The sequence below is a fragment of the Collinsella sp. AF23-4AC genome (assembly GCF_003462685.1).
In the GTDB taxonomy this organism is placed as follows: Bacteria; Actinomycetota; Coriobacteriia; order Coriobacteriales; family Coriobacteriaceae; genus Collinsella.
On record NZ_QRVE01000002.1, the window covers coordinates 67,489 to 90,389 of the forward strand.

At 59.6% G+C, this 22,901-nt stretch carries 20 protein-coding genes and 1 tRNA gene; 4 read left to right on the forward strand and 17 right to left on the reverse strand.

Annotated features, from left to right (window positions below; translation table 11 throughout):
- The first annotated feature begins 4 nt into the window (after positions 1 to 4).
- The 3 genes from DWY05_RS01965 to DWY05_RS01975 all read left to right on the forward strand — a co-directional run bounded on the left by DWY05_RS01965 (position 5) and on the right by DWY05_RS01975 (position 3,978).
- Complete coding sequence (locus DWY05_RS01965; protein ID WP_233511290.1) at positions 5 to 1,045, forward strand: iron ABC transporter permease; 1,041 nt, start codon at positions 5 to 7, stop codon at positions 1,043 to 1,045.
- A gap of 12 nt (positions 1,046 to 1,057) precedes the next feature.
- Complete coding sequence (locus tag DWY05_RS01970; protein WP_233506802.1) at positions 1,058 to 2,392, forward strand: ABC transporter ATP-binding protein; 1,335 nt, start codon at positions 1,058 to 1,060, stop codon at positions 2,390 to 2,392.
- A 152-nt stretch (positions 2,393 to 2,544) separates the two neighbouring features.
- Positions 2,545 to 3,978 carry a radical SAM protein gene (locus tag DWY05_RS01975; RefSeq protein ID WP_117837195.1) on the forward strand — a complete coding sequence of 478 codons (1,434 nt, stop codon included), beginning with the start codon at positions 2,545 to 2,547 and terminating at the stop codon, positions 3,976 to 3,978.
- 188 nt (positions 3,979 to 4,166) lie between these two features.
- On the opposite strand, the gene DWY05_RS01980 is transcribed toward DWY05_RS01975, so the two are convergent.
- From DWY05_RS01980 to DWY05_RS02020, 9 genes are all read right to left on the reverse strand, one after another.
- On the reverse strand, positions 4,167 to 4,778 hold the full coding sequence (locus DWY05_RS01980; protein ID WP_158558596.1) for a TetR/AcrR family transcriptional regulator: 612 nt from the start codon (positions 4,776 to 4,778) through the stop codon (positions 4,167 to 4,169).
- A 116-nt stretch (positions 4,779 to 4,894) separates the two neighbouring features.
- On the reverse strand, positions 4,895 to 6,202 hold the full coding sequence (locus tag DWY05_RS01985; RefSeq protein WP_117820245.1) for a lysylphosphatidylglycerol synthase transmembrane domain-containing protein: 1,308 nt from the start codon (positions 6,200 to 6,202) through the stop codon (positions 4,895 to 4,897).
- Positions 6,203 to 6,352: 150 nt separating this feature from the next.
- Positions 6,353 to 6,429: transfer RNA gene (locus DWY05_RS01990), tRNA-Glu, on the reverse strand.
- 127 nt (positions 6,430 to 6,556) lie between these two features.
- Entirely contained in the window at positions 6,557 to 7,951 is a 1,395-nt protein-coding gene (locus DWY05_RS01995; RefSeq protein WP_117820246.1) for a CCA tRNA nucleotidyltransferase, read from the reverse strand.
- Between the two features lie 201 nt (positions 7,952 to 8,152).
- Positions 8,153 to 9,085 carry a 1-phosphofructokinase family hexose kinase gene (locus DWY05_RS02000; protein ID WP_117820247.1) on the reverse strand — a complete coding sequence of 311 codons (933 nt, stop codon included), beginning with the start codon at positions 9,083 to 9,085 and terminating at the stop codon, positions 8,153 to 8,155.
- 189 nt (positions 9,086 to 9,274) lie between these two features.
- Positions 9,275 to 10,207 carry a 1-phosphofructokinase family hexose kinase gene (locus DWY05_RS02005; protein ID WP_006233969.1) on the reverse strand — a complete coding sequence of 311 codons (933 nt, stop codon included), beginning with the start codon at positions 10,205 to 10,207 and terminating at the stop codon, positions 9,275 to 9,277.
- Between the two features lie 74 nt (positions 10,208 to 10,281).
- Positions 10,282 to 11,985 (reverse strand): phosphoenolpyruvate--protein phosphotransferase, encoded by a 1,704-nt coding sequence (gene ptsP, locus DWY05_RS02010; protein ID WP_117757234.1) that lies wholly within the window; start codon positions 11,983 to 11,985, stop codon positions 10,282 to 10,284.
- 133 nt (positions 11,986 to 12,118) lie between these two features.
- Positions 12,119 to 12,382 (reverse strand): HPr family phosphocarrier protein, encoded by a 264-nt coding sequence (locus DWY05_RS02015; RefSeq protein WP_022094575.1) that lies wholly within the window; start codon positions 12,380 to 12,382, stop codon positions 12,119 to 12,121.
- 549 nt (positions 12,383 to 12,931) lie between these two features.
- Complete coding sequence (locus DWY05_RS02020) at positions 12,932 to 14,935, reverse strand: fructose-specific PTS transporter subunit EIIC (RefSeq protein WP_117837197.1); 2,004 nt, start codon at positions 14,933 to 14,935, stop codon at positions 12,932 to 12,934.
- A 272-nt stretch (positions 14,936 to 15,207) separates the two neighbouring features.
- Here DWY05_RS02020 and DWY05_RS02025 point away from each other — a divergent pair, with 272 nt between their 5' ends.
- Positions 15,208 to 16,065 (forward strand): MurR/RpiR family transcriptional regulator, encoded by an 858-nt coding sequence (locus DWY05_RS02025; RefSeq protein WP_231500809.1) that lies wholly within the window; start codon positions 15,208 to 15,210, stop codon positions 16,063 to 16,065.
- A gap of 333 nt (positions 16,066 to 16,398) precedes the next feature.
- Here the strand turns inward: DWY05_RS02025 and DWY05_RS02030 are convergent, their stop codons facing one another.
- From DWY05_RS02030 to DWY05_RS02065, 8 genes are all read right to left on the reverse strand, one after another.
- Entirely contained in the window at positions 16,399 to 18,027 is a 1,629-nt protein-coding gene (locus DWY05_RS02030; protein WP_117820250.1) for a DNA repair protein RecN, read from the reverse strand.
- Positions 18,017 to 18,877, reverse strand: a complete 861-nt coding sequence (locus tag DWY05_RS02035) for an NAD(+)/NADH kinase (RefSeq protein ID WP_117820251.1) — start codon at positions 18,875 to 18,877, stop codon at positions 18,017 to 18,019. Before DWY05_RS02035 ends, DWY05_RS02030 begins: the two co-directional genes overlap by 11 nt.
- Positions 18,874 to 19,677 (reverse strand): TlyA family RNA methyltransferase, encoded by an 804-nt coding sequence (locus DWY05_RS02040; RefSeq protein ID WP_117820396.1) that lies wholly within the window; start codon positions 19,675 to 19,677, stop codon positions 18,874 to 18,876. Before DWY05_RS02040 ends, DWY05_RS02035 begins: the two co-directional genes overlap by 4 nt.
- 34 nt (positions 19,678 to 19,711) lie before the next feature.
- On the reverse strand, positions 19,712 to 19,951 hold the full coding sequence (locus DWY05_RS02045) for an exodeoxyribonuclease VII small subunit (protein WP_117820252.1): 240 nt from the start codon (positions 19,949 to 19,951) through the stop codon (positions 19,712 to 19,714).
- Positions 19,952 to 19,953: 2 nt separating this feature from the next.
- A complete protein-coding gene (gene nusB, locus DWY05_RS02050) occupies positions 19,954 to 20,538 on the reverse strand; it encodes a transcription antitermination factor NusB (protein WP_117820253.1) in 585 nt (194 codons plus the stop codon).
- Positions 20,539 to 20,541: 3 nt separating this feature from the next.
- A complete protein-coding gene (locus tag DWY05_RS02055; RefSeq protein ID WP_006233982.1) occupies positions 20,542 to 20,904 on the reverse strand; it encodes an Asp23/Gls24 family envelope stress response protein in 363 nt (120 codons plus the stop codon).
- A 24-nt stretch (positions 20,905 to 20,928) separates the two neighbouring features.
- A complete protein-coding gene (gene efp, locus DWY05_RS02060; protein ID WP_006233983.1) occupies positions 20,929 to 21,492 on the reverse strand; it encodes an elongation factor P in 564 nt (187 codons plus the stop codon).
- A 159-nt stretch (positions 21,493 to 21,651) separates the two neighbouring features.
- Positions 21,652 to 22,782 carry a Xaa-Pro peptidase family protein gene (locus DWY05_RS02065; protein WP_117820254.1) on the reverse strand — a complete coding sequence of 377 codons (1,131 nt, stop codon included), beginning with the start codon at positions 22,780 to 22,782 and terminating at the stop codon, positions 21,652 to 21,654.
- Between the last annotated feature and the right edge of the window lie 119 nt (positions 22,783 to 22,901).

The window sequence follows — 22,901 nt, forward strand, 5'->3', positions numbered from 1 at the left end:
CACCATGAGAAGCCGACTTTCCATGACATACGACGAATCGGGGCGCGCCGCGCGGTGTCGCGTCGTGACGGCGCTGCTCGCCGTTGCCCTCATCGTGCTCGTCGGGGCCAACCTGTGCATCGGGAGCGTGCTCGTGCCCGCAGACCACATCCCCGGCATCCTTTCGGGCGGCGCGGCCAATTCCATGGAAAGCCAAGTCATCTGGGAGATTCGCCTGCCGCGTGTGCTTTCAGCCGTGCTTCTCGGCGGGGCGCTTTCCCTCTCCGGGTTCCTGCTGCAGACGTTTTTCAACAACCCCATCGCCGACCCGTTCATCTTGGGCGTCTCCTCGGGCGCAAAGTTCGTCGTCGCGCTTACGATGATCGTACTTCTGGGCGCGAACCAGGCCATGTCCTCGCCGGCCATGGTGGTCGCAGCGTTTCTGGGCTCGCTTATCACCATCGGCTTCGTGCTCCTCATCGCACGGCGCATAAGTTCCATGGCCATGCTCATCGTGGCGGGCGTCATGGTGGGATACATCTGCTCGGCGGCGACGAACTTCCTCATCGCCTTCGCCGACGACCAGTCCATCGTGAACCTGCACAACTGGTCTTTGGGTAGCTTCTCGGGTTCGAGCTGGGACGACGTCGCGGTCATCGCGGTCGTGGTGATCACCGTGAGCGCATGCGTATTCGCGATATCGAAGCCCCTTTCCGCCTTCCAGCTGGGAGAAGCCTACGCGAAAAGCGTCGGCGTGAACGTCGCACGCTTCCGCGTGGTGCTCGTCCTTCTAGCGAGCATGCTCTCCGCCTGCGTGACCGCGTTCGCTGGTCCGGTGTCGTTCGTAGGCATCGCGGTTCCGCATCTCGTTAAGTCGGCGCTGAAGTCGTCGAAGCCCATCCGAGTGATTCCTGCGTGCTTCTTGGGAGGCGCCATCTTCTGCGCGGGCTGCGATTTGATCGCGCGCACGCTGTTTTCCCCCGTCGAGCTTTCCATCAGCGCCGTCACCGCCATCTTCGGCGCGCCGGTGGTTATCGCACTCATGTTGAAGAAGCGGGTGAGGTAGATGGGGAAATTCGTGCCGCAGCCCAAAACGCTCGGAGGGGACATTCCATGCTTAGACAATCCTGAGCTCGCACGAAAGCGCCAGAATGCACTTTCGGCTCGTGCGGAACTGCGCACGGGACGCCTCCTCCGAGCGGAGTCGAACCTCGAAACCCCGGTCGCAACGCAGGCTGACGGAGCGCCGCTTTTCCGCATAAGCGACCTGTCGGCGGGCTACGACAAGAAGGTCGTAGTCGAAGGCGTCGATCTGGAGGTTCGCGCGGGCGACGTCGTGGCACTCATCGGGCCGAACGGCTCGGGCAAGTCGACCATCTTGAAAACCATCACACGCCATCTGGCACCGCTTGCCGGCGCGGTCGAGCTCGACGGGCGGGAGATTTCCCGATGGAAGACGGCGGAGTTCGCAAGGAACCTTGCCGTTATGCTGACAGATCGCCCCCGGACCGAGCTCCTCACCTGCCGCGATATCGTAGAGGCGGGAAGGCATCCCTACACCGGGCGAATGGGCACACTCTCGCCCGACGACCATAGTCGGGTCGACGAGGCCATGAAAACCGCACATGTGGAAGAGCTCGCCGAGCGCGACTTCATGCAGATAAGCGACGGGCAACGCCAGCGCGTCATGCTCGCACGCGCCATCGCGCAGGATCCGCGTGTGCTCGTGCTCGACGAGCCCACATCGTATCTCGATATCCGCTACCAGATCGACCTGCTGCGAATACTTCGCCACCTTGCGAAATCGCGGAATGTGGCTGTCATCATGTCCATCCACGAACTCGAGCTCGCGCAGAAAAGCGCCGACAAAGTGATTTGCGTGAAGGACGGCCGGGTCTTCCGCGCCGGCGCACCCGAGGACATATTCACGCGCGAGACGATTGGCGAGCTCTACGGCCTTCAACATGGCACCTTCAACGAGCGCTTCGGCAGCGTGGAAATTGGGCGCCCACACGGCGATGCGCACACGTTCGTCATCGCCGGCGCAGGTACGGGGTCGGCTGTGTTTCGCCAGCTCATCCGGCAGGGCAAGGCGTTCTACGCGGGCGTTCTGCACGAAGGGGACATCGACTGCGAGCTCGCGCGCGACCTGGCGACGGAATGCGTGGCCGAGCGCGCCTTCGAGCCGATCGGGGATAAAACCATAGCCCGCGCCAAAGAGCTCCTCGTCCACTGCGCGCGCCTTATCGTGTGCCCCGCCGCCTTCGGCACCATAAACGCCCGCAACGCAGAGCTCATCGAGTTCGCACGCTCGCATGGTATCGAGGTCATGCAAGCGTGCAAAGGCGAATCGGAGGATTCCAATTGGATACGCCTAGGCGCGGTCCAAGAAATCGTCCGCATCCCCATCTGACACTATTTCACCGCAACTTAGAGAGCATCCGCTATAACGCTTCACCCCAAATTAAATTGATTCGTTGAATAGACACATTACAAATCTTTAGACTTCGTTTAATCCACAAGTGGGTATTATCACACACAGAGCACACGTGAAAGGATATACCCATGTCGCTTACACAGTCAGCAGAGCGTGCAGCGCTCAACAAGCTCATCGATTATCTCGACGACAACCCGCAAGAAAACATCGACAAAATCATGGACCTCGTGAACAAGCTGGTCCCCAATCGCGTATTTCCTGTACAGCGAGAGGCATTCACCAATGTCATCAAGAGCCGCGGCAATTGGTATGACCTGATCATGCGTGTGTTCAGCCTTAATCCCCAGATGCGAACCAAGCTGCTTAAGACCCTCATTGTCGACGCTAACCTGCTTGCTTGGCCAGAGCAGGAAAAGAACCGCGAAAAGTACCAGTGCAACGTTCCGTGGGCCATCCTGCTCGATCCCACGAGCGCCTGCAACCTGCATTGCACGGGCTGCTGGGCCGCCGAGTACGGCTACAAGCAGAATCTCTCGTTCGAAGACATCGACTCTATCGTTACACAGGGCAAAGAGCTCGGTACGCATATCTACATCTATACCGGCGGCGAGCCGCTCGTCCGCAAGCACGACCTGATCAGAATTTGCGAAAAACATCAGGACTGCGTGTTTCTCTGCTTTACCAACTCCACGCTGATCGACGAGGCCTTCTGCGACGATATGATTCGCGTAGGTAATTTTGTCCCCGCCATCAGCGCCGAGGGCAATGAGCACACCACCGACGCCCGTCGCGGCGAGGGTACCTACGCAAAGATCGAGCACGCCATGAAACTCCTGCGCGAGCGCGACTTGCCGTTTGGTATCTCCACCTGTTGGACCAGCGCCAATGCCGATACGGTTGCTACCGAGGAGAACATGGACTGGATGATCGGCGAGGGAGCACTCTTCTGCTGGTACTTCCACTTTATGCCGGTTGGCCGCAATGCAACCCCCGAGCTCATGCCCACGCCCAAGCAGCGCGAGCACATGTATCACTTTATCCGCGAAATGCGTGAGAAGAAGCCGCTGTTTACGCTCGACTTCCAAAACGACGGCGAGTTTGTAGGCGGATGTATCGCCGGCGGCCGCCGCTACCTGCACATCAACGCCGCCGGAGACGTGGAGCCGTGCGTGTTCATCCACTACTCAAACGCCAACATCCACGATGTGAGCTTACTCGACGCGCTGCGCTCTCCCCTCTTTATGAAGTACTACGAGAACATGCCGTTTAACGACAACTACCTCAAACCATGCCCCATGCTCGAGAATCCCGACGTGCTGCCAAAACTGGTCGCCGAGAGTGGCGCAATGAGCACCGACCTAATCGAGAAGGAGTCACCCGAGCAGCTGCGCGAAAAGACCCAGGCTGCCGCCGAGGCATGGTCACCTGTCGCCGACCGCATCTGGAACGACTTCGACGATCCGTTATACGCCAAGCGTCACGAGGACAAGTCGCAGGGCATGGCCGATAGCGACATGCACAAGTTCGAAAAACAGGGCCGCATACTCAAAAACGGCGATTAATGCTGCCCTACACGACAAACGCTCAGAAATGAAGCGGAGCAGTCTCGAGGCTCATCTTCGAGGCTGCTCCGCCTTACCATCAAAACAGTTTTACTAAGTTGCGGTGAAATAGGGACCGGAACGGCCTTCCAATAACCAAAACAATCCCTATTCCACCGCAACTTCTTTAAGTTGTTGAATTATCGATGCTATTCGAAGCGAGATTCCAGACTCGACAGACCGTTGAGAGTCAGGTCGTTGGCGACCTCAGAGACGCGCTCGATAGGAACCGAGCCGTCAGACAGTGCCCACGTGCGATAGATACCGATAATACCCGACAGCAAAAACGCCAGATAATAGTCGAACATCTCGTCCTTGAGACCTTGGGGCAGCAGATCGCGCTCGGCAATCTCATGTTCGAGCGGCGCACGAAGACGAGCCATGAAATCATCGAGCGGAATATTCTCGATCAGCTGACGATTGAGCACTAAGTTGTTGCACAGCGCCTCATTAACGGTTTTAAAGAAGGTCGCCGCCGCGCCAAGAGCGCGCTCGCTGGTGTCACCGTCCATAGAAGCAAGCGTTTTCTCGACCGAGTCGACAATCATCTCCACCACATCGACGGCAATGGCATCGAGCAGGCCGTCAACCGTACCAAAGTGAACGTAAAAGGTCTTGCGGTCGACATTGGCCTCGCGCGCGATGGCACTCACCGTAATGTCTGCCAGCGGCTTTTCCATGAGCAGGCGCTCGAAAGCCGAAAGGATGGCATTACGGCTGCGAATGATGCGACGATCAAGACGCGGTTTGCTGGTTGCCATGGGCGTGTCCCTTCGATATGCGAGCATTCATCAACAGATGAGAGATAATCTACGTAAGAGGATTATCCCCCATACAGCACAAATATGCCCCGCATCATGAAGAACGCACGACTGCCCTACTGCGACTTGGGATGCTTCTTCTTATTGAGTGCCGACGGAGATACGCGAATACCATCGCCTGTCTGGCGCACATAGGCTTTATGAGCCGGCTTAGCGGTCCCAGAAGCCTTCTGAGCGCGCTTCTTGGGATCAACGGTAACAGCATTCGTGGGGTGCGGCATAGTGGGCGCAGAGGGCGTCTGAGGCGTGCGGCCGAGCTTGCGCATCACGCGATCCCAGCGCGCATGGATGCTCTCGTTGTGGGCGCTCTTAAGGCCCAGCAGGGGCGCAGCCAAAATGGTCGGCGCAATAAACGTAATGAGGCGCCACAGCAGATAGCCAGCGGTCGAAGCCGACCCAAAGAAATGACCCAAGAACAATGCAAAGCCGCCCTCAGCGCCACCAGTTCCACCGGGCAGGGGGACCGCAGAGCTCAGCAGCTGGACAAAGGCGCTCGCGGCCATGACCGAGAAAAAGTCGACCTCGTGGTGGCCAAAGGCAAGCATCAGGAAATACGGCACGAGGTAGAAAAACGCGAGCTGCAGCATGGTGATGACCACCGTGAGCAGCATGGACGAAAAGTGGCCAGCCGAAAGCTTGAACTTCTCGGAGAACGAGTAGATCTCGCCATCGACAAACGTGCGCCATCCCTCGATCTTAGTGGACGAGACGCCTATGCGCTCGAGCCAATTAATGATGCAATGGGCGACGCGCGTGACGGTCTTAGGCATGAGCGCGACGGCGAAGATGCCAAGCAAGATGCAGCAGTGTCCACCAAAGCTAAAGACGCACAGCAGCGTCATGTCGCCATAGCGCTCGGCAAAAAACGGCATGCGAGCAAGCAGTAGGATAGCGCCCCAGGCAACGAGTCCAAACTGGTACACGATAAAGCGCGTGAACTGCGTGGCTCCGGCCTCGCCGACGTTTTGGCCCGCTTTGGTCAGGCGGTAGATCTGGGCGGGAGTCGAGCCCATCATCATGGGCGTAAGGTTGCCAAAGAAGATGCCGCTCGCCTCGACCGAAATGAGGTCGCGAATACCGACGGGCGAATATGGGTCGAGCCAGACGGCGATCGCATAGGCCACAATGCCAAAGAACAGATACATGAACATGCAGAGACACGCGACAACGAGCCATGGCGCCTGGACGCTCGACATTGCGGCCCAGAACTGCCCCATCTGCCCGGTTACCACCAGATAGACGATATAACCCACCAGCACGACGCCGATAAAGATGGCGCCGCGGCGTGCGCTCTTATTGTCATCTCCGCCCGAGGCCTCAACCTCGACCTGGGGCTTAGACGTATGCTGAGAGGACTCCGTCATGAGACTCCTTCTAACAGTCAAAATATCTTGGATATTGTACCCGTAAGGGCCATAGACAGAACGCAAAGCTCTGGTTCAAACGGGAATTGCAGACGGTTGTTTGAAAATAAAAAACCCGACCTTCCAAGGGAAGACCGGGTATCAGATGCGTGGTAGCCCGTACCAGATTCGAACTGGTGATCTCCGCCTTGAGAGGGCGGCGTCCTAAACCGCTAGACGAACGGGCCACATGACATCTGCACTGCCGTGCTGCGAGGAAATATATTACGGGACAAAAAACGTCAGCGCAAGAAGAAATTCCAAATTGCCGAAAAATTGTCGGCAGGTTATGGAATACGCAGGTAAACTTGGTAGCTAATTCAAGTTGAGATGAACCAAAAGAGCTTCGCGCTCGTTGGGGATGTTGTCCTCGATAACGGCATCGAGGGCAGCGTTGAGTAGTTGGCCTAGCTCAGGCCCCGGCTTCACACCGGCACGGATCAGGTCGCCGCCGTTGATGGCGAGCATCTTGAGCGTATAGGGCTCCCCCGCCTTCAGCAGCTCGTGCGCCATCGCGCGCATCTCCTCAATCGTCTCAACGTAATAGAAGCACGACGGGGCCTTGCCGAGCGTGTCGGCACGCTTAAGATCCATGAGCTCGTCCATCAAACGCGGCGTGTCGACGCCCTCGCCCGAAAGCGCGCGCATCATATTGAGCAGGCAGGAGCGCTCGGGGCGCAGCGGCTTGTCGTGATATTTGATGAGCAGGCACACGTCGCGCACCAGGTCGTGCGAGAGCGCCAGGCGATCCATAATGACGCGCGCTTTCTTGGCGCCGAGCTCGGGATGACCGTAGAAGTGTCCGCTGCCGGCGTGATCGACCGTGAAACAATCGGGCTTGGACACATCGTGCAAAAACGCCGCCCACATAAGGCTCGACGAGGGCGCGACGCCGTCGCACAGCGCAAGCTCCCCTGCCACCGTCAGCACACGGGCGATATGCTCGTAAACGTTAAACGCATGATAGACACTTCGCTGATCAAAGCCGCGACCCGCTGCCAGCTCAGGCACAGAGGCACAGATGAGCTCGGGGTAGCGCAGCATCGCGTCTCCCCCATGACCGGTCGAAAGAATGCCCTCAAGCTCAATACCCACACGCTCGCGCGCCACGGCGTCGAGCAGCGGCGCGCACTCGGCAAGCGCGCGCTTAGTCTCGGGCTCAATCATAAAGTCCAGGCGGCAGGCAAAGCGCACCGCACGCAACATGCGCAGGGCGTCCTCGTTAAAGCGACGCTTGGGATCGCCGACAGCGCGAATCAGCTTGCGCTCCAAGTCACCCTGGCCGTCGTAGCGGTCGACAAGCCCGCGCTCGGGATGCCATGCCATAGCGTTGACGGTAAAGTCGCGGCGCGCCAGATCGTCCTCGAGCGAGGCGGCACGCTCCACACTCTGGGGATGGCGACCATCGGTGTAAAAGCCATCCAGACGGTACGTGGTGACCTCGATACGCTCGCAATCGGAAATAGCCGTGATTCCGCCAAATTTAATGCCCGACTCCACGACCGCGATACCAGCGGCCTCGAGCGCCACCTTGGACTCCTGCCACAGGCCGCTACAGCACATATCAACATCGTGGCTGGGGCAACCCATCAGGGCGTCGCGCACCCAACCGCCCACGTACCAGGCCTCAAGACCAGCATCCTCAAGAGCGCACAGCACGCGCAGAGAGGCAGCTGACGGCTGCGTAGCGTTGAGCGAAACATTGCACATTCCTGTGGCCTCCTGCAATTGCGGGCATATCGATTGATGGTTTCCATGAAGTCTAGCAAGAAATGAGAGCGGGCGCACACGCGAACGCGCTTCAAGCACGATTGGATCCCAAGGCATCGACTACAAACATGAAAAAGCACCCGCCTCGGCAATCCGAGACGGGTGCTCTACAAAGCAAAGATGCAAGGTCCGTGCGCTGCGTTAGCAGACCTGACGGATGGCGATGCCCTTCTGATACTCATCGACCTTAGCAAAATCGCCCAGGCCCGGGCACTCGACCACGTTGGCACCGGTGGCCATCGAGAGACGCAGAGCGTCCTCAACACGCTCGGGGGCGTCGTGCCACACAGACAGGAAGGCGGCCAGTGAGGAATCGCCGGCGCACACCGTCGACAACAGCTTGACGTCAAAGGTGCGCTTGGCAAACCAGATGTGCTCGCCGTTGGAGAAGTACGCACCGGCACCGCCGAGGGTCAGCAGCACGTTCTTGGCGCCCTTGGCGTGCAGCTCGGCCATGGCACCCTTAACGGACTCGTCGTCGCCGCCGCTCACCTTAATGCCAAAGATGTCGAGCAGCTCGTCGTCGTTAGGCTTAATGAGGAGCGGCTCCATAGCAATGAGGTCGGCCAACTGATGGCTCGAGATATCGAGGACGAACTCGGCCCCCTTGGCCTTGACGCGGCGCAGGACCTCGGCCAGGAAGCCCTCGGAAGTGTTGGGAGGCAGCGAGCCGCTGATGACCAGGCAGGTCATGTCATCAAGCGAATCGATAAGCTCAAACATCTCCTGCTCGTTGGCATCGTTGATGGCGGCACCGGCGTTGACCATGTTGTACTCGGTGTCGGGGCCGGCATTGAGGAACACGTTGACGCGCGTGATGCCGTCGGTCCACACGGGCTTGACGGGCACGCCCAGGGCCTCAGCGCCCTTAACGATAAACTCGCCCGAGAAGCCGGCGAAAAAGCCCAAGATCGTGGTGTCGACACCGTAGTGGTCAAGCGTAAACGAGACGTTGAGACCCTTGCCGTTGGGCGTGTAGACGGCGTTGCGGGTACGCGTGACGGTGTTGGCAGCAAGGCCGTCGCAGGCGATGTTGTAGTCAATGGCGGGATTTGCAGTGAGCGTGTAAATCATGAATGTTCCTTTCACGAAGCAACGTGTTAATGAAAGTATATTCCACACATCGGTAAAAGGCTAGGACAACTCGGCGAACGGTGTGGAAGCGATGAAGTACGGAAGGACACCTCTCCCCCATGGCCGAACAAAAAAGGCGCCCTGGCCGAAACCGGGGCGCCGCATGCGCACGAATATGTCGCGTTTCGATTACTGACGATCGAGCTTGCGGACAGCAACGCGCTTGCTGTACTCGTCGACGTGACCGAAGTCGCCGATGCCGACGGACTCGGCAACGTTGGCGCCGGTGGCCATAGCGAGCTTCATGGCCTCCTCGACGTTGTCGCGATCCCTGTACCACTTGTGCAGGAACGCAGCGAGGGTGCAGTCGCCGGCGCAGACGGAAGAAACCAGCTTGATGTTGAACTCACGCTTGGCGTACCAGATGTCCTCGCCGTTGGAGAAGTAAGCGTCGCCGCGGCTACCACGGGTGAGCAGCACGTTCTGAACGCCAGCGTCGTGAGCCATCTTCATGGCAACGCGAACCTCGTCGTCGGTGTCGACCGGCACGCCGAAGATGGCCTTCATCTCGTGATGGTTCGGCTTGATGAGCAGCGGCTTCTTGTGAGCGAGCTCCTTGAGCTTGTCGGAGGACAGGTCCAGGACGACGTCGGCGCCACGAGCCTGAGCGTGCTCCATGACCTGAGCCAGGAAGTCGGGCGTAGCTTTGGGAGGCACGGAGCCGGAGACGATCAGGCACTCAAGATCGCCCGCGGTGTCCAGGATGTTGTAGAGCTCCTCCTGGTGCTGCGGCGTAATAGGAGCGCCAGGGTTCAGGATGCCGTACTCGTGCTGGCCATCGTTGACGTAGGTGTTAATGCGCGTGATACCGTCGGTCCAGACCGGGCGGCAGAGGCAACCCAGGTTCATGACCTCCTCGACGATGAACTTGCCCGTGAAGCCAGCGAAGAAGCCGAGCGCGACGGTGTCGACGCCCATCTTCTTAAAGGCGAAGGACACGTCGAGGCCCTTGCCGTTAGCCGTGTAGCTGGCCGAGCCGGTGCGGACGTTCTCGTCGGGCTCGAGCGGAGAGCTCGAAACCGTCATGTCGACAGCCGGGTTAGCGGTTAGCGTGTAGAACATTTACAGTACCCCCTGTATATGTGAGGGCCGCGTGGCCGGCCCATTCCAACCACGCGGATACCTCTGATACCAAATTAGCGAGCTGCGGACTCAAGCAGTGCCTTGACCTCGGCGGCGGTGTTACAGGCGAGCGCCTTCTCGGCGAGCTCGTCGCACTCGGCCTTGGTCCACTGGCTGATGGTCTTGCGGGCGCGTAGGATCGACGGAGCGCTCATCGAGAACTCCTCCAGGCCCCAGCTGATCAGCAGCGGCTCGAGCAGCGGATCGGCAGCGGCCTCGCCGCACATACCGACCATGATGCCGGCCTTAACGCCGCTCTCGATGATGTTCTTGAGCGAGCGGAGCACGGCGGGATAGTACACCTGGTACAGGTTAGAGATGGTGTCGTTGCCACGGTCGGCGCACATGGTGTATCCGATCAGGTCGTTGGTGCCGATAGAGAAGAAGTCGGCGACCTCGGCCAGACGGTCTGCGAGCAGCGAAGCGGCGGGCGTCTCGACCATGATGCCGACCTCGATGTTCTCGTTGAACTTGCGACCCTCTTCGGTCAGCTCGGCCTTGCACTGCTCGACGAGCTCCTTGACAGCCAAGACCTCCTCGACGCAGGTGACGAGCGGGATCATGATCTTGACGTCACCGAAGGCGCTAGCGCGCAGCAGAGCGCGGAGCTGTACCTTGTACTGGTCGGGATTGGCCAGGCAGTAACGCACGGCGCGGAAGCCCATGAAGGGGTTATCTTCCTTGACCATGTGCAGATACGGAATCTCCTTGTCGCCGCCCACATCGAGCGTGCGGATGATGACCGGAGCACCCTTGAGCGCGCTGGCGACCTTACGGTAGGCGTTGAACTGCTCCTCCTCGGAAGGAAGCTCAGCAGAGTCCATGAACAGGAACTCGGAGCGGAACAGACCGATAGCCTCGGCGTCGTGATCGAGCGCGTTGGGCACGTCATCGGGGTTACCGATGTTGCAGGCGATGATCTTCTTGATGCCATCGGCAGTCACGGACGGCTTGCCACGGAAGGCCTCGAGGGCTGCCTTCTCGGCAGCGAAAGCCTCGGCCTTGGCAGTGTAAGCGGCGAGCGTCTCCTCGTCGGGATCGGCCTCGACGATACCCTTGCCGCCGTCGACGACAACGGTCATACCGTTGCGCAGCGCGGTGCAGCTGTTGGAAACCGAAAGGACAGCCGGGATCTCGAGGGCGCGCGCAATAATCGCGGAGTGCGACGTGCGGCCACCGGTCTCGGTGACGATACCGGCAACGTGGGCCTTATCGATCGTGGCGGTCATGGACGGCGTGAGGTCGTGCACGACAACGACGGTGTTCTCGGGCAGGACGGAGAGGTCGACGACCTCCTTGCCCAGCAGCTCGGCCAGAATACCGGTGCGGATGTCGGCGATGTCGGCGGCGCGCAGACGGAACATCTCGTCGTCCATGGACAGGAACATGTTCTCGAACATGGTCGAGGTGTCCATGAGCGCCTGCTCGGCGCAGGTGCCGCCGTCAATGGCGGCGTTGATGGCGTCGGTCATGCCCGGGTCCTGAGCCAGGACAATGTGTCCGCTCATGATCTCGGCCTCGGCCTCGCCCACCGTCTCCTTCATGTGGTCGGCCTGAGCCTGGGTCTTCTCGCAGAAGACCGAAAGAGCGGTCTGATAGCGCTCCTTCTCTGCGGCCGAATCAGCAACCTCGTGCGGCTCAAACGTCAAGTCGGGATCGACGGCGACCATGACGGTGCCGATACCGATGCCCTCGGAAGCGTTGACTCCCTGATACATTCCCATTCCTCTCTCCGTGTCATGTGATAAAGCGTTTTGCCATATCCATGACAAAAGAGCGCAGCTACCTTACAACAGGTCACTGCGCCCCCAAATATGAACTTAGTTGTTCAACATGCGACCCGTTTGAGTTCTACTCGCCAAGACCGCTCTTGATGAGCTCGATGGCAGCAGCCAGAGCCTCGGCCTCGTCAGCGCCGTCGCACTTGACCTCGACCTCGGTGCCGCAGGGGATACCAGCAGCCATGAGGGCCATCGGGGACTTGCCGTTGACCTCCTTCTCGGGGGTGACGACCGTCACGTCACAGGCGTACTTGCCCATGGTGGAGGCGAACAGACCAGCCGGACGCATGTGCAGACCCTGAGGATTAACGAGGGTAGCCTTCTCAGAAACCATAGTTGACTCCTTTTTTGTGTTTAACCCCTGTCATGCATGTGGCAGGAGTCAGATTCACGACGTTGTTTATATTAACTCACATCAAACGGTTTTTCATTGTGTTTCAGACGAATTATTGGACAGATGTGTTTGTCGTCCGCTTGCTCGCCCACAGGGGCCCGTGCGCGGCCTGTGAGATTTCCTGCTCTACAGTCCTGCTCGCACGAAGAGCACATTAAGTGCTCTTCGGCTCGTGCGGAACTCGCGATAAATCTCACAGGCCGCGCACGGGCCCCTGTGGGCGAGCAAGCTGCGGAAACTCGGTCGATCCAGAGTAATGTCGGCTGAAAGGAATTCAGGCTGAATATTTGTCCGCCCGGACGATCCGATAGACAGGCAGCGCTATCCCCTTCTTCTAACTTGCGGTGAAATATGGACTGATTATGGGGTTGAAACGTTTAAACAGTCCCTATTTCACCGCAACTTAAGGGGGGCATGAAAAAAGGCGGAGGCCCTGGAGAGGGTCTCCGCCTTTTTTACAGGGGGCGATGTTATTCGCGTACCGTGGAATTAGACCAGGCGGGCGTTGATCGTCTTGGCGATCTCGGCGGCGTCGGTGGAACCCTTGACAGTGGCACGGAAGTCCTCGTCCATGAGCGCCTCGGCGACCTTGGACAGGATCTTGAGGTGCGTGGTGCCAGCCTGGGCACCCGGGATGAGCAGCGCGATGGCCACGTTGACGGGAGCGCCGTCCATGGTGTCCCAACCGGTCACGCCGGACTCGTCCTTGACGACGATGACGGCAGCCTCGGTAATGGCGTCGGACTTGGCATGCGGGATGGCGAAGCCCTCCATCATGCCCGTGGTGCCCTCGGCCTCGCGGGCCAGGAAGGCGTTCATCACGGCGTCGGCGTCGCCGGCGATACCGGCCTTGACAGCCTGGTTGGAAACGAAGCTCAGGGCCTCGTCACGAGAAGCGAAGTCCTCGGCGACAAAGACATTCTCGACCTTCACGAAGTCGGCAGCCTCGGCCTTGGGGGCCTCGACAGCAGCGGGCTTGGGAGCCTCGGCCGGCTTGGCTGCAGGAGCGACCTTCTGGTTCTTCTCGAAGTCGTACTTCTTGAAGGCCACGAAAAGGATGCCGCCGACCACGGCGCCGATGAGGATCGCGAGGACCCACAGGGGACCGTTCTCGACAACGGGCAGGACCAGGAAGCCACCGTGAGGCGCCGGATCGTGGACGTTGAACATAATGGTCAGGATCGAAGCGATAGAGGAACCGAGCATCATGATGGGCATAACGGGCCAGATGTTCTTGGTCATGAACGGAATGGCGCCCTCGGTGATGTGGGTGCAACCAAGGATGAGGTTGACGATACCGGCGTCATGATCCTCCTGGCTGAAGTACTTCTTGCCGACAACGACGGCGAAGGTGGTGATCAGCGGCGGAACGATGCAAGCGGCGGAGACGGCAGCCATGAAGTTGGTGCCGAAGTTATAGGTGTCGGTGCCAACACCGGCGGCCAGGGCCTCGGTGAGCATAGCGGTACCGGTGACGTAAGCAGCCTTGTTAACCGGGCCACCCATGTCAAAGGCACACATGCAGCCGATGGCAAGACCCAGGACAACGGCGCCAGAGGCGGACAGGCCCTTGAGGAAGTCCATCATGGCGGTGTTGATGGCAGCCATGGGGCCGGAAATGCCGAGCATGACCAGGCCGACGATAGCCGTCGAGAACAGCGGGTACAAAAAGATTGCCTTGAGGCCGTCCAGGTTCTTGGGCAGACCGGCAAAGACCTTCTCGAGCAGCAGGATGACATAACCGGCGAGGAAGCCACCGACGATGCCGCCCAGGAAGCCGAAGCCCACGCCGGCGCCACCGGCGTCGATCATGCCGGTCTCGGCGTTAACAGGCAGGCCCTGGATGGCGATCATACCGGCAACAAAACCGGGGACGAGCGCCGGGCGCTTGCCGATGGACTCGGCGATGTAGGCGGAAAGCACCGGAACCATGAGGTTCATGGCAATGCCGCCGATGATCTTGAGCATAGCGGCGAAGCTGTTGTAGTCGGCAGCCGTCGAATCGAAGGACGTGATGCCCCACAGGAACGAAACGGCGGTCAGAACACCACCGGCAACGACGAAGACCAGCATGTGGCTGACGCCGTTCATGAGGTGCTTATAGATGACGTGGCCGATGGACTCCTTCTCCTCGACCTCGTCCTCGACATCGGCAGCGGCCGCAACCGTGCTGTCGCCCTTGGCGGCAAGTGCGCGGTCAATCAGCTTACCGGCGGCCTCAACGGACAGGGCCTTGGAAACACCAACGGAAACCATGGGCTTGCCGGCGAAACGCTCAGCCTGGACATCCTTATCGGCTGCGACGACGACGGCCTTGGCACCGGCGATCTCGCTCTTGGTGAGCTCGTTCTCGACACCGACCTGGCCATGAGTCTCGACCTTAATGGTCAGACCGCGCTCGGCAGCTGCCTTCTCCAGCGCCTCCTTCGCCATGAAGGTGTGCGCAATGCCGGTCGGGCAACCGGTCGCGGCGATGATGTCAAACTTAGCCATGTGTCCCTCCTTTTTAAGTTTTGCGCCCGCAGGCGCTCCCCTACACGCGCGTCCTTGCGCGCTTTTCCACAACTGAAAGATACCAACCTACCGTCCGCGTGAGAAGAGACAGGGCGCAATTCTCCGGTGAAAGGTTCTTTCATAACCGTAAACGGTAGGTGAAAGTTTACCATCAACTCTTGAAACGGCAAGGTGTATCTTGTAATTGAAAATCCCCCTATACTATGACATTACAAAGCGAGTCCGATTTTCATGCCAACCAGGAGCCATCCATGTCCGATAGTAGCAAGAGCGCACTTTCCCTCATTAGTACCCATCAGGGATACAGCGAGTCCGAGCAGCGCATTGTCGACTATATACTGGAGCACCAGTCCGAGGCGCCACGCCTCACGGCGGCTCAGCTCTCGCGCGCCGCCGCCACGTCCGAGGCGACCGTTTCGCGCTTCTGCCGCAAGCTTGGCTTTGGTAGCTTCCGCAGCTTTCAGTTTTCGTTGGCAAGGGATTTGGAAAGCCAGCGCAACGAGGGCCTGACTGACGAGGTCTCGCTCGACAATATGGAGCAGAGCCTCAAGAACATTCTGGCTGCCAAGGTGAGCGAGCTTAATGCGACCATCGACGGGATCGACCACGATACGCTGGCGGCTGTTGTGCATGCCCTTAAGCATGCAGGGGTTATTGAGTTTGCAGCTGTGGGCAATACGAACGCGGTCGCGCTCGATGCGACGTTTAAGTTTTCGCAGCTGGGCCTGCGCTGCATGGCGAGCACCATTAGCGAGACATCAATCGGCTTTGCGCTCACGTTGCGTCCAGGTGATGTCATCGTGCTCATCTCAAACTCCGGCAAATCGCGTCGACTGAATCGCATGGCAAAAGCGGCTCGCGACTGCGGCGCAACAATAGTCGTCATCAGCAGCGACAGCAAATCCCCGCTCGCGCGCCTGGCAGACTACACCTTTAATACCGTCAACCACGAAGCACTGCTGACGACGGGCGACTTTGCGTTCTCCAAGATCAGCGCCACGATGATCATCGAGGTTATCTACAACTTCCTGCTGCCCGAAATCGAGGACGCGCGCGAGCATATCAGCTACTACGAGGAGCTCATCCAGCCGGATAAGGTCGTGGAGTAGGTTTTAGTAAGGGTCGTTATGTACCGTTCCCACAAAACTATGCCGGTTTACTACGATGAATTCGGAATATGCGAACACATCGCGTTTTAAAAGAAAACCGCAGGCGTTCTACCTGCGGTTTTCTTTTTACAATTTTAGCCATGCTCGAGCTACGCCAATTCATCGTAGTAAACCGGCATAGTTTTGTGACACATGGGCCACGCAAGCACGTGGTGGGACAAAAATATCAGTAGTTTTGTCCCAGGGTCGCCCGCGGTAACAAGCACGATGCGGCTTTCACACATGGGACAAGAACTACTGATATTTTTGTCCCACCAACACCGCTGATACGGCCTAGCCTCGAGCTTCTTCCAGCATCTGCTTGGCGTGGGCCAAGCTTGCCTCGGACTGATCGCCGCTGAGCATGCGGGCGATCTCGGCGGTACGCGCATCACCGGTTACCTCGTCCAAATGCGTCTGGGGAACATCGCCCGATTCCTTGCTGACAACATAATGCTTGTCGGCCATGACGGCGACCTGTGCCAAGTGGGTTACGACAATCACCTGATGCGTAGCGGCGAGATCTGCCAGCACGCCCGCAAGCGCACGCGCCGTGGAGCCACCGACACCAGCATCGACCTCGTCAAACACGAGCGTATCGACACCGTCCGCGTTACCGAGGACAACCTTGCTTGCCAGCATGACGCGGCTGAGCTCGCCGCCCGACGCAATTCGGCGCAGGGGGCGCGGCGTCAAACCGGCACCGCTGCGGTATAGCAGCTCGTAGCTCGAAGGACCAACGGGCGTCCACTCAGCACGGGGAAGATCACGTGACTCCCAGACGAGCTCGGCACTACCCATCTCCAGGCGTGCCATCTGACGACCCACCTCGTGACAAAAACGCGGGGCTGCCGTATTGCGCGCACGCTTAAGTGCCTTGGCGGCGGCAAACAACTCGCGCTCGGCGATCCCGAGCGCCTCACGCGCCTTTTTGATCTGTTCATCGCCATCATCGACCAGGGACAGCAGCTCTTGCGAGCGATCGCGCATGGCAAACACATCGTCCATGGTTGGACCCCACTGACGCAACAGGCCCTTGAGGTCGGAATACCGCTCACGCATGCGAGCGAGCTCACGCGGGTCGAAGGCGATGCCATCACGATAGGCACGAAGCTCGTTCGCGCAATCCTCAAGGGAGATACAGGCATCCGAAAGCGTATCGGCAATGTCACCCAGTTTGCGATCGACGGTAGCCATACGGGAAAGCTCTGCCACGGCGTTGTTCACGACATCGAGCGCTCCCCCTTCAGCGGCAAGCGATGCATGGACATCGTTAGCTGTGGCAACGAGTACCTCGGCATGTTCGGAGCGCGGCAGCAGTTCCTCGAGTTCCTCATACTCGCCCGGCTTGGGATCGACCTCGCCGATGCGCTCGAGGGCAAAGCGCGCCTCCTCGACGCGGCTCCCCTGCGCACGCGAGGCCTCTTCGACGCGACGGACTTCCTTGGCAGCCGCGCGCGATGCCTTAAAGCAGGCGCGGTACGCATCCAGCGTCTCGAGTGCCGGGCGCCCTGCCCAGGCATCGACCATGGCAACATGATGCGCCGGATCGAGCAAGCGCTGGTGCTCGTGCTGGCCACACAGATCCATCATCACGCCGACGCGCTCCGAAAGCTCGCGCACACTGGCGATACGGCCGTCAATCTTCACGCGGCTGCGGCCCTCAGCGGAAAGGCTGCGCTGGACCGTGAAGCCTTCCGTGTCGTGCGGGCCGTCGAACAAGCGCGCCTCGACACTCGCCAGCGCCTCGCCCTCGCGCACCGTCGACGAATCCGCGCGCTCACCCAAAATAAGCTTGAGGGCCGAGAGCAGCGCGGTCTTGCCGGCGCCAGTCTCGCCAGTCAAAACCGTTAGGCCCGAACTCGGAACCAACGTCGCCTCGCGAATGAGTGCAATGTTAGAAACCTGCAGCTCATCGATCATGACGGACTCCGTAGAATACGCGGCTCACCGAGTTATAAAAGCTCTCGGGGCCGTAATCGAGCAGCAGCACATCTCCGGGCCCGCGGCGCACCGCCACACTCTCGACGGTGCCATCGCAAGTAATAAACTGTCCATCGATAGCGATCGCCGGAACGCTCGGGCGGTCGTCAGACATAAAGATTTCGACGACATCACTCGGCGAAGTCAAAAAGGCACGAGCCTGAATGGTGTGCGGCGCAATGGGTACGCAGACCATGCCCGTGTAATCGGGGCTCACGATGGGGCCACCGGCACTCAGCGCGTACCCCGTAGAACCAGTCGCCGTGGACACGACCACGCCGTCGCCACGCAGTCGATCGATATGGTGGCCCGACACCGTGATGTCGAACTCGACCATATCGGACAGGGGGCCGCGCGTAAGCGCCATGTCGTTGAGAGCGAACGTGCGCACGACATCCTTCGTGCCCTCGTCGCGCACGGACACGATATCCGCGGCGATCGTGGCGCGACGGCTCACGTGCAGCTCGCCGGACAGGGCGTCGCTCACGACCTGCAGAATGTCGCGCTCCTCGGGACTCGCAGCAGTTAAAAAGCCCAGATGACCATAGGAAAGACCAAGGATAGGAATCTCGCGGTAGTTGAGGATACGGGCCGCACGCAGCAGCGTGCCGTCGCCGCCGAGCGTAATGACCAGGTCGGCATCGTCAACATCGGGCGCGCTCTGGATCTTGGAGCGCTGATCGGCAGCCCATGCCACCTCGTAGCCCTGGCGTGAAAGCCAAAGCTCGAGTATCAGGCCGCTCTCGACCGCCTCTTGCTTGTAGTAATTGGGAACCAGAAAGACCTTCATAGCGTTGCCGCTTTCTCGCTCAAAGCCGATACCTGGGATTGCAGCTCATCGTCGGTGCGTTCACCAGGAGCAAACCTCGTGCCGTACAGGAAAAACTCAACGTTGCCCTTGGCACCATGAATGGGTGACACGCACACATCGACCGGGAACAGACCCTTGGCAGCAAAGAGTTCAACCGCCGCCACGAGTGTATCGCGGCGCACGGCAGGATCGGTCACAATGCCGCCCTCACCCACCAGCGCCGCCGGAGCCTCAAACTGCGGCTTTACGAGCGTGCAGAATGCGCCCGTAGACGTCAGGCACAACAGCACCGCATCGATAATGTTCGCGATGCCGGTAAACGAGACATCACATACAGCCAGGTCGATGGCACTCGCATAGCCAAGCTCAGGCAGCTGCGTCACGTTGGTGCGCTCATGCAGCGTCACGCGATCGTCCTGACGCAACGACCAATCGAACTGGGCGCGACCCACGTCCACCGAGACAACGGTCGCAGCTCCGCGCTTGAGCAGGCAATCAGTAAAGCCGCCGGTAGAGCAGCCCACATCCAGACAGGCAAGGCCCGTCGGATTGATGCCAAACGCATCAAGCGCGCCTTCGAGCTTAAGACCGCCGCGGCCAACATAGGGAATGCGCCCCTTCACGTGCAGCGGCAGGCCCGGGGTCACCTTAAGGCCCGGCGAAGTCAAGCGCTCGCCGCCACTCGAGACCAAGCCGGCCATAAGAGTGCGAAGGGCATCCGCGCGATCGGCGCAGATGCCCTGTGAAATCAGTTCGTCATCAAGACGCACGCGTTTCATGAATGCCATCAACCATTCGTATCCGGAGATGCGGCTAGCTATCGCGGGATTCGTTTGCCGCATCCTCATCGTATTCCTGTTCGAGCTTATCGGCCTCACGCGGCGTCAGCTCAAACTTGTCGACCATATCGACCGCGCGGGAGCCCAGCTCAATCGCCTCGTCAAACAGATCGAGCGAACGCTCCAAGGAGGTATCCTTGGAGCGAACGGTAGCGATAATCTGGTCTAGACGGTCCGAGATCTCGTCAAAGTTGCGGACAGAACCCTCTGGCATGACTACTCCTCGACGGAGTCGACGACAACCTCGGAGGCGTCCGCGTCCTCGGCCAGCACACCAGCCTCAGCCTGAGCAACCGCAACTTTAGCGGCAGCCTCGGCAGCCTGGGCCTCCTCGCGAGCGCGATCCTCGGCCAGCAGCTCCTGGTACAGGTCCTCACCCGGCAGCTCCTCGCTGCGAGCGATCTTGCCCAGCACGCCGTTGACGAACGACGCGGACTGGTCGGTCCCATAGGCCTTGGCAAGCTCAACGGCCTCGTTGATCACGATGGCGTCCGAGACCTCTTCGTCGGTAGGGAAGCGCATCTCGTAGACGGCGATACGCAGCAGATTGCGGTCGGCGCCGGGCATGCGCATAAGATCCCAGTTCTTGGCGACGGCGCGCAAGGCACAGTCGATGCGATCGATATGCTCGTAGGCACCGCGGCACAGCTCCAGCGCATAGGGGTCGAGGGGGCCCTTCGAGATCAGGAAATCGCCCTCGAGGACGCGCTCGAGCGGGCTGTCCGTGGCCTCGGCCTGAAACAGCAGCTGCAGCGCCTGACTGCGGGCAAGCGTACGCCCGCGATAAACCTTAAGGCTCAAAGGTTACTCCTTGGGGAAAACGAGGCCGTCGATGCAAACGTCAACGCGCTCGACCTCAACGCCCACCTGGGCATCGATGGCAGCGACCACGGCAGCGCGAACGGCCTCGGCGAGTTTCTTGAACGGATAGCCAAAGAACACCACGACACGCACGGTGAGTGCGAGCTTGTCGCCGACGACCTCGGCCTCGACCGCCGGCTCGGAAGCCGGGGCCTTGGACGAGAGCATCATGGAGACAAGGTTGGTGGCAAGGTCCTTGACGCCAACGGAGGCGATGCCCTCGACATCCGACACGGCGCGCGAGACGATGGCGGTCAGAACATCGGGTGAAATGCCGATGCCGTCAATCTTGATTTCCTGGGGCATGAGTCCTCCTAGAAGAGTTGGTTGCTAGACGCGGGAGACGAACTTGCCGTCGCGGGTGTCAACCTTGATGACCTCGCCCTCGTTGAGGTACATGGGGACCTGGATGACAGCGCCGGTGTCAATCGTGGCCGGCTTGGTGGAACCCTGGACGGTGTCGCCCTTAAAGCCCGGGTCGGTCTGGACGATGGTGGTCTCGATGAACATCGGCGGAGTCACGCCCATGAGCTCATCGTCAGCGAAGAGCAGCTGGCAGATGTCGTTCTCGCGCAGCCACTTGGAGTTCTCGCCCACCATGTCCTCGGGAACGGGAACCTGCTCATAGGACTCGTTGTCCATGAAGATGTAGTCGGTGCCATCGTTGTAGAGGTACTGGAACTCACGGGTGGTGAGCATGACGCTCTCGAACTTGGTGCCGGCGTTGCAGGTGTTCTCGACGACGCGGCCGCTCTTGATGTCGCGGGTCTTGTAGCGCACAAACGCGCCGCCCTTGCCCGGCTTGACATGCTGGAACTCGACGATGGTGTAGACCTTGTCCTTAATGCGAAGACCGAGGCCGTTCTTGAAGTCGGCGGTAGAAATGGTAGGCATAGTGACCTTTCTTGTTATGGGCAGAACGCACAAGCGTCCAAATTACATACGACCGAAATTATACACTTGCAGACGGCGCCTGCAGCGAGCGCATAAAAAGAGAACGCGGGGCGTCCGAATCGATCCGGACGTCCCGCCCCAAAAATCTATCGAAATGAGCTAGCAATCGATGACGTGAAGGTCATGCGGCGTCTTGGTGAAGGGCTCGTAGCCGTTCTCGGTGACCACGCCGTAGTCCTCCAGACGCACGCCGCCCACGCCGGGCAGGTAGACGCCGGGCTCCATGGTGATAACCGAGCCGACCTCGATGATATTCTTGCTGCGGTTGAAGTTGGGCAGCTCATGGATGTCAATGCCCACGCCGTGGCCCAGACCATGGTTGTAGTAATCGCCATAGCCGGCATCGCCAATGATCTTCTTGGAAAGCTTGAAAATGTCATTGCCCTCGACGCCCGGATGGATGGCGGCGACGCACTCCTCGTGCGTACGGCGCACGAGCGCGTACAGGTCGAGCTGTTCTTGCGTGGGCTCGCCCATCACGACGGTACGCGTCATATCGGAGCGATAGTCGCAGTAGCCCGCGCCATAATCCATGAGAACGAAGTCGCCCTTCTCGATCACACGGTCGCTCGGGACGGCATGCGGATTGGCGGTGTTGGGACCGCTCGCGACGATGGAGCCAAAGGCCAGGCTGTCGGCACCGTTAGCGAACATAAAGTTCTCGAGCTCGTTGCGGACCTGCTTCTCGGTCATACCGGGCTTAATATAGCCGAGCATGTGCTGGAAGGCGGCGTCGGTGATCGACTGCGCGTGGCGCATGAGCTCGATCTCCTCGGCGTCCTTGATGGCGCGCATCTTACGGATGTCGTCATGCATCAGCGGCAGCATGCAGGCAACGGAGCGGTCCTCCAGGCCACGCTGAATACCCTGGTAGAAATTGATCTGCATGTCGTCCTCGACAGCGCAGACGCGGCACTTGTTGGCCGCGATCTTGCCGGCGACCCAACCGGGGATGGCGCCCTCGTCCATGTCGTAAACCCAGGGGCTGCCGGCGGGCGTGTTCTCCTCAAAACTGTTGAGATAGCGCGAGTCGGTATGGAACAGGCACTGGTCGGCTGTAATAAACGCAGCGTGCGGGAACTCGAAGGTGTAATCGAAGACGCCCTTCACGCCCGTAAGCCAACGAAGGTTGGCCTCGTCGCGCACCACGATAGCGTCGTAGCCGCGCTCAGCCATCAGGGCACGGACACGCTCAATACGACCGGCAGGACCGGCAGCAAACTCTGACATGCAGATTCCTTTCTTGTTGTCTTCATAAAGACGGGACGGGCTCAATCAGCGTACGGAATCGCGCGCGATTCGCAACCGATTGGAAACCCGCCCCTCAACATGATACGAAAGACGATGTA

Excerpts from the sequence above, each read along its gene's own strand:
- DWY05_RS01965 (WP_233511290.1), top strand. The coding sequence starts at position 5 with ATGAGAAGCCGACTTTCCATGACATACGACGAATCGGGGCGCGCCGCG.
- DWY05_RS01975 (WP_117837195.1), top strand. The coding sequence starts at position 2,545 with ATGTCGCTTACACAGTCAGCAGAGCGTGCAGCGCTCAACAAGCTCATC.
- DWY05_RS01980 (WP_158558596.1), bottom strand. The coding sequence starts at position 4,778 with ATGGCAACCAGCAAACCGCGTCTTGATCGTCGCATCATTCGCAGCCGT.
- DWY05_RS01985 (WP_117820245.1), bottom strand. The coding sequence starts at position 6,202 with ATGACGGAGTCCTCTCAGCATACGTCTAAGCCCCAGGTCGAGGTTGAG.
- DWY05_RS01995 (WP_117820246.1), bottom strand. The coding sequence starts at position 7,951 with ATGTGCAATGTTTCGCTCAACGCTACGCAGCCGTCAGCTGCCTCTCTG.
- DWY05_RS02000 (WP_117820247.1), bottom strand. The coding sequence starts at position 9,085 with ATGATTTACACGCTCACTGCAAATCCCGCCATTGACTACAACATCGCC.
- DWY05_RS02005 (WP_006233969.1), bottom strand. The coding sequence starts at position 10,207 with ATGTTCTACACGCTAACCGCTAACCCGGCTGTCGACATGACGGTTTCG.
- ptsP (WP_117757234.1), bottom strand. The coding sequence starts at position 11,985 with ATGTATCAGGGAGTCAACGCTTCCGAGGGCATCGGTATCGGCACCGTC.
- DWY05_RS02015 (WP_022094575.1), bottom strand. The coding sequence starts at position 12,382 with ATGGTTTCTGAGAAGGCTACCCTCGTTAATCCTCAGGGTCTGCACATG.
- DWY05_RS02020 (WP_117837197.1), bottom strand. The coding sequence starts at position 14,935 with ATGGCTAAGTTTGACATCATCGCCGCGACCGGTTGCCCGACCGGCATT.
- DWY05_RS02025 (WP_231500809.1), top strand. The coding sequence starts at position 15,208 with ATGTCCGATAGTAGCAAGAGCGCACTTTCCCTCATTAGTACCCATCAG.
- DWY05_RS02030 (WP_117820250.1), bottom strand. The coding sequence starts at position 18,027 with ATGATCGATGAGCTGCAGGTTTCTAACATTGCACTCATTCGCGAGGCG.
- DWY05_RS02035 (WP_117820251.1), bottom strand. The coding sequence starts at position 18,877 with ATGAAGGTCTTTCTGGTTCCCAATTACTACAAGCAAGAGGCGGTCGAG.
- DWY05_RS02040 (WP_117820396.1), bottom strand. The coding sequence starts at position 19,677 with ATGAAACGCGTGCGTCTTGATGACGAACTGATTTCACAGGGCATCTGC.
- DWY05_RS02045 (WP_117820252.1), bottom strand. The coding sequence starts at position 19,951 with ATGCCAGAGGGTTCTGTCCGCAACTTTGACGAGATCTCGGACCGTCTA.
- DWY05_RS02055 (WP_006233982.1), bottom strand. The coding sequence starts at position 20,904 with ATGCCCCAGGAAATCAAGATTGACGGCATCGGCATTTCACCCGATGTT.
- efp (WP_006233983.1), bottom strand. The coding sequence starts at position 21,492 with ATGCCTACCATTTCTACCGCCGACTTCAAGAACGGCCTCGGTCTTCGC.
- DWY05_RS02065 (WP_117820254.1), bottom strand. The coding sequence starts at position 22,782 with ATGTCAGAGTTTGCTGCCGGTCCTGCCGGTCGTATTGAGCGTGTCCGT.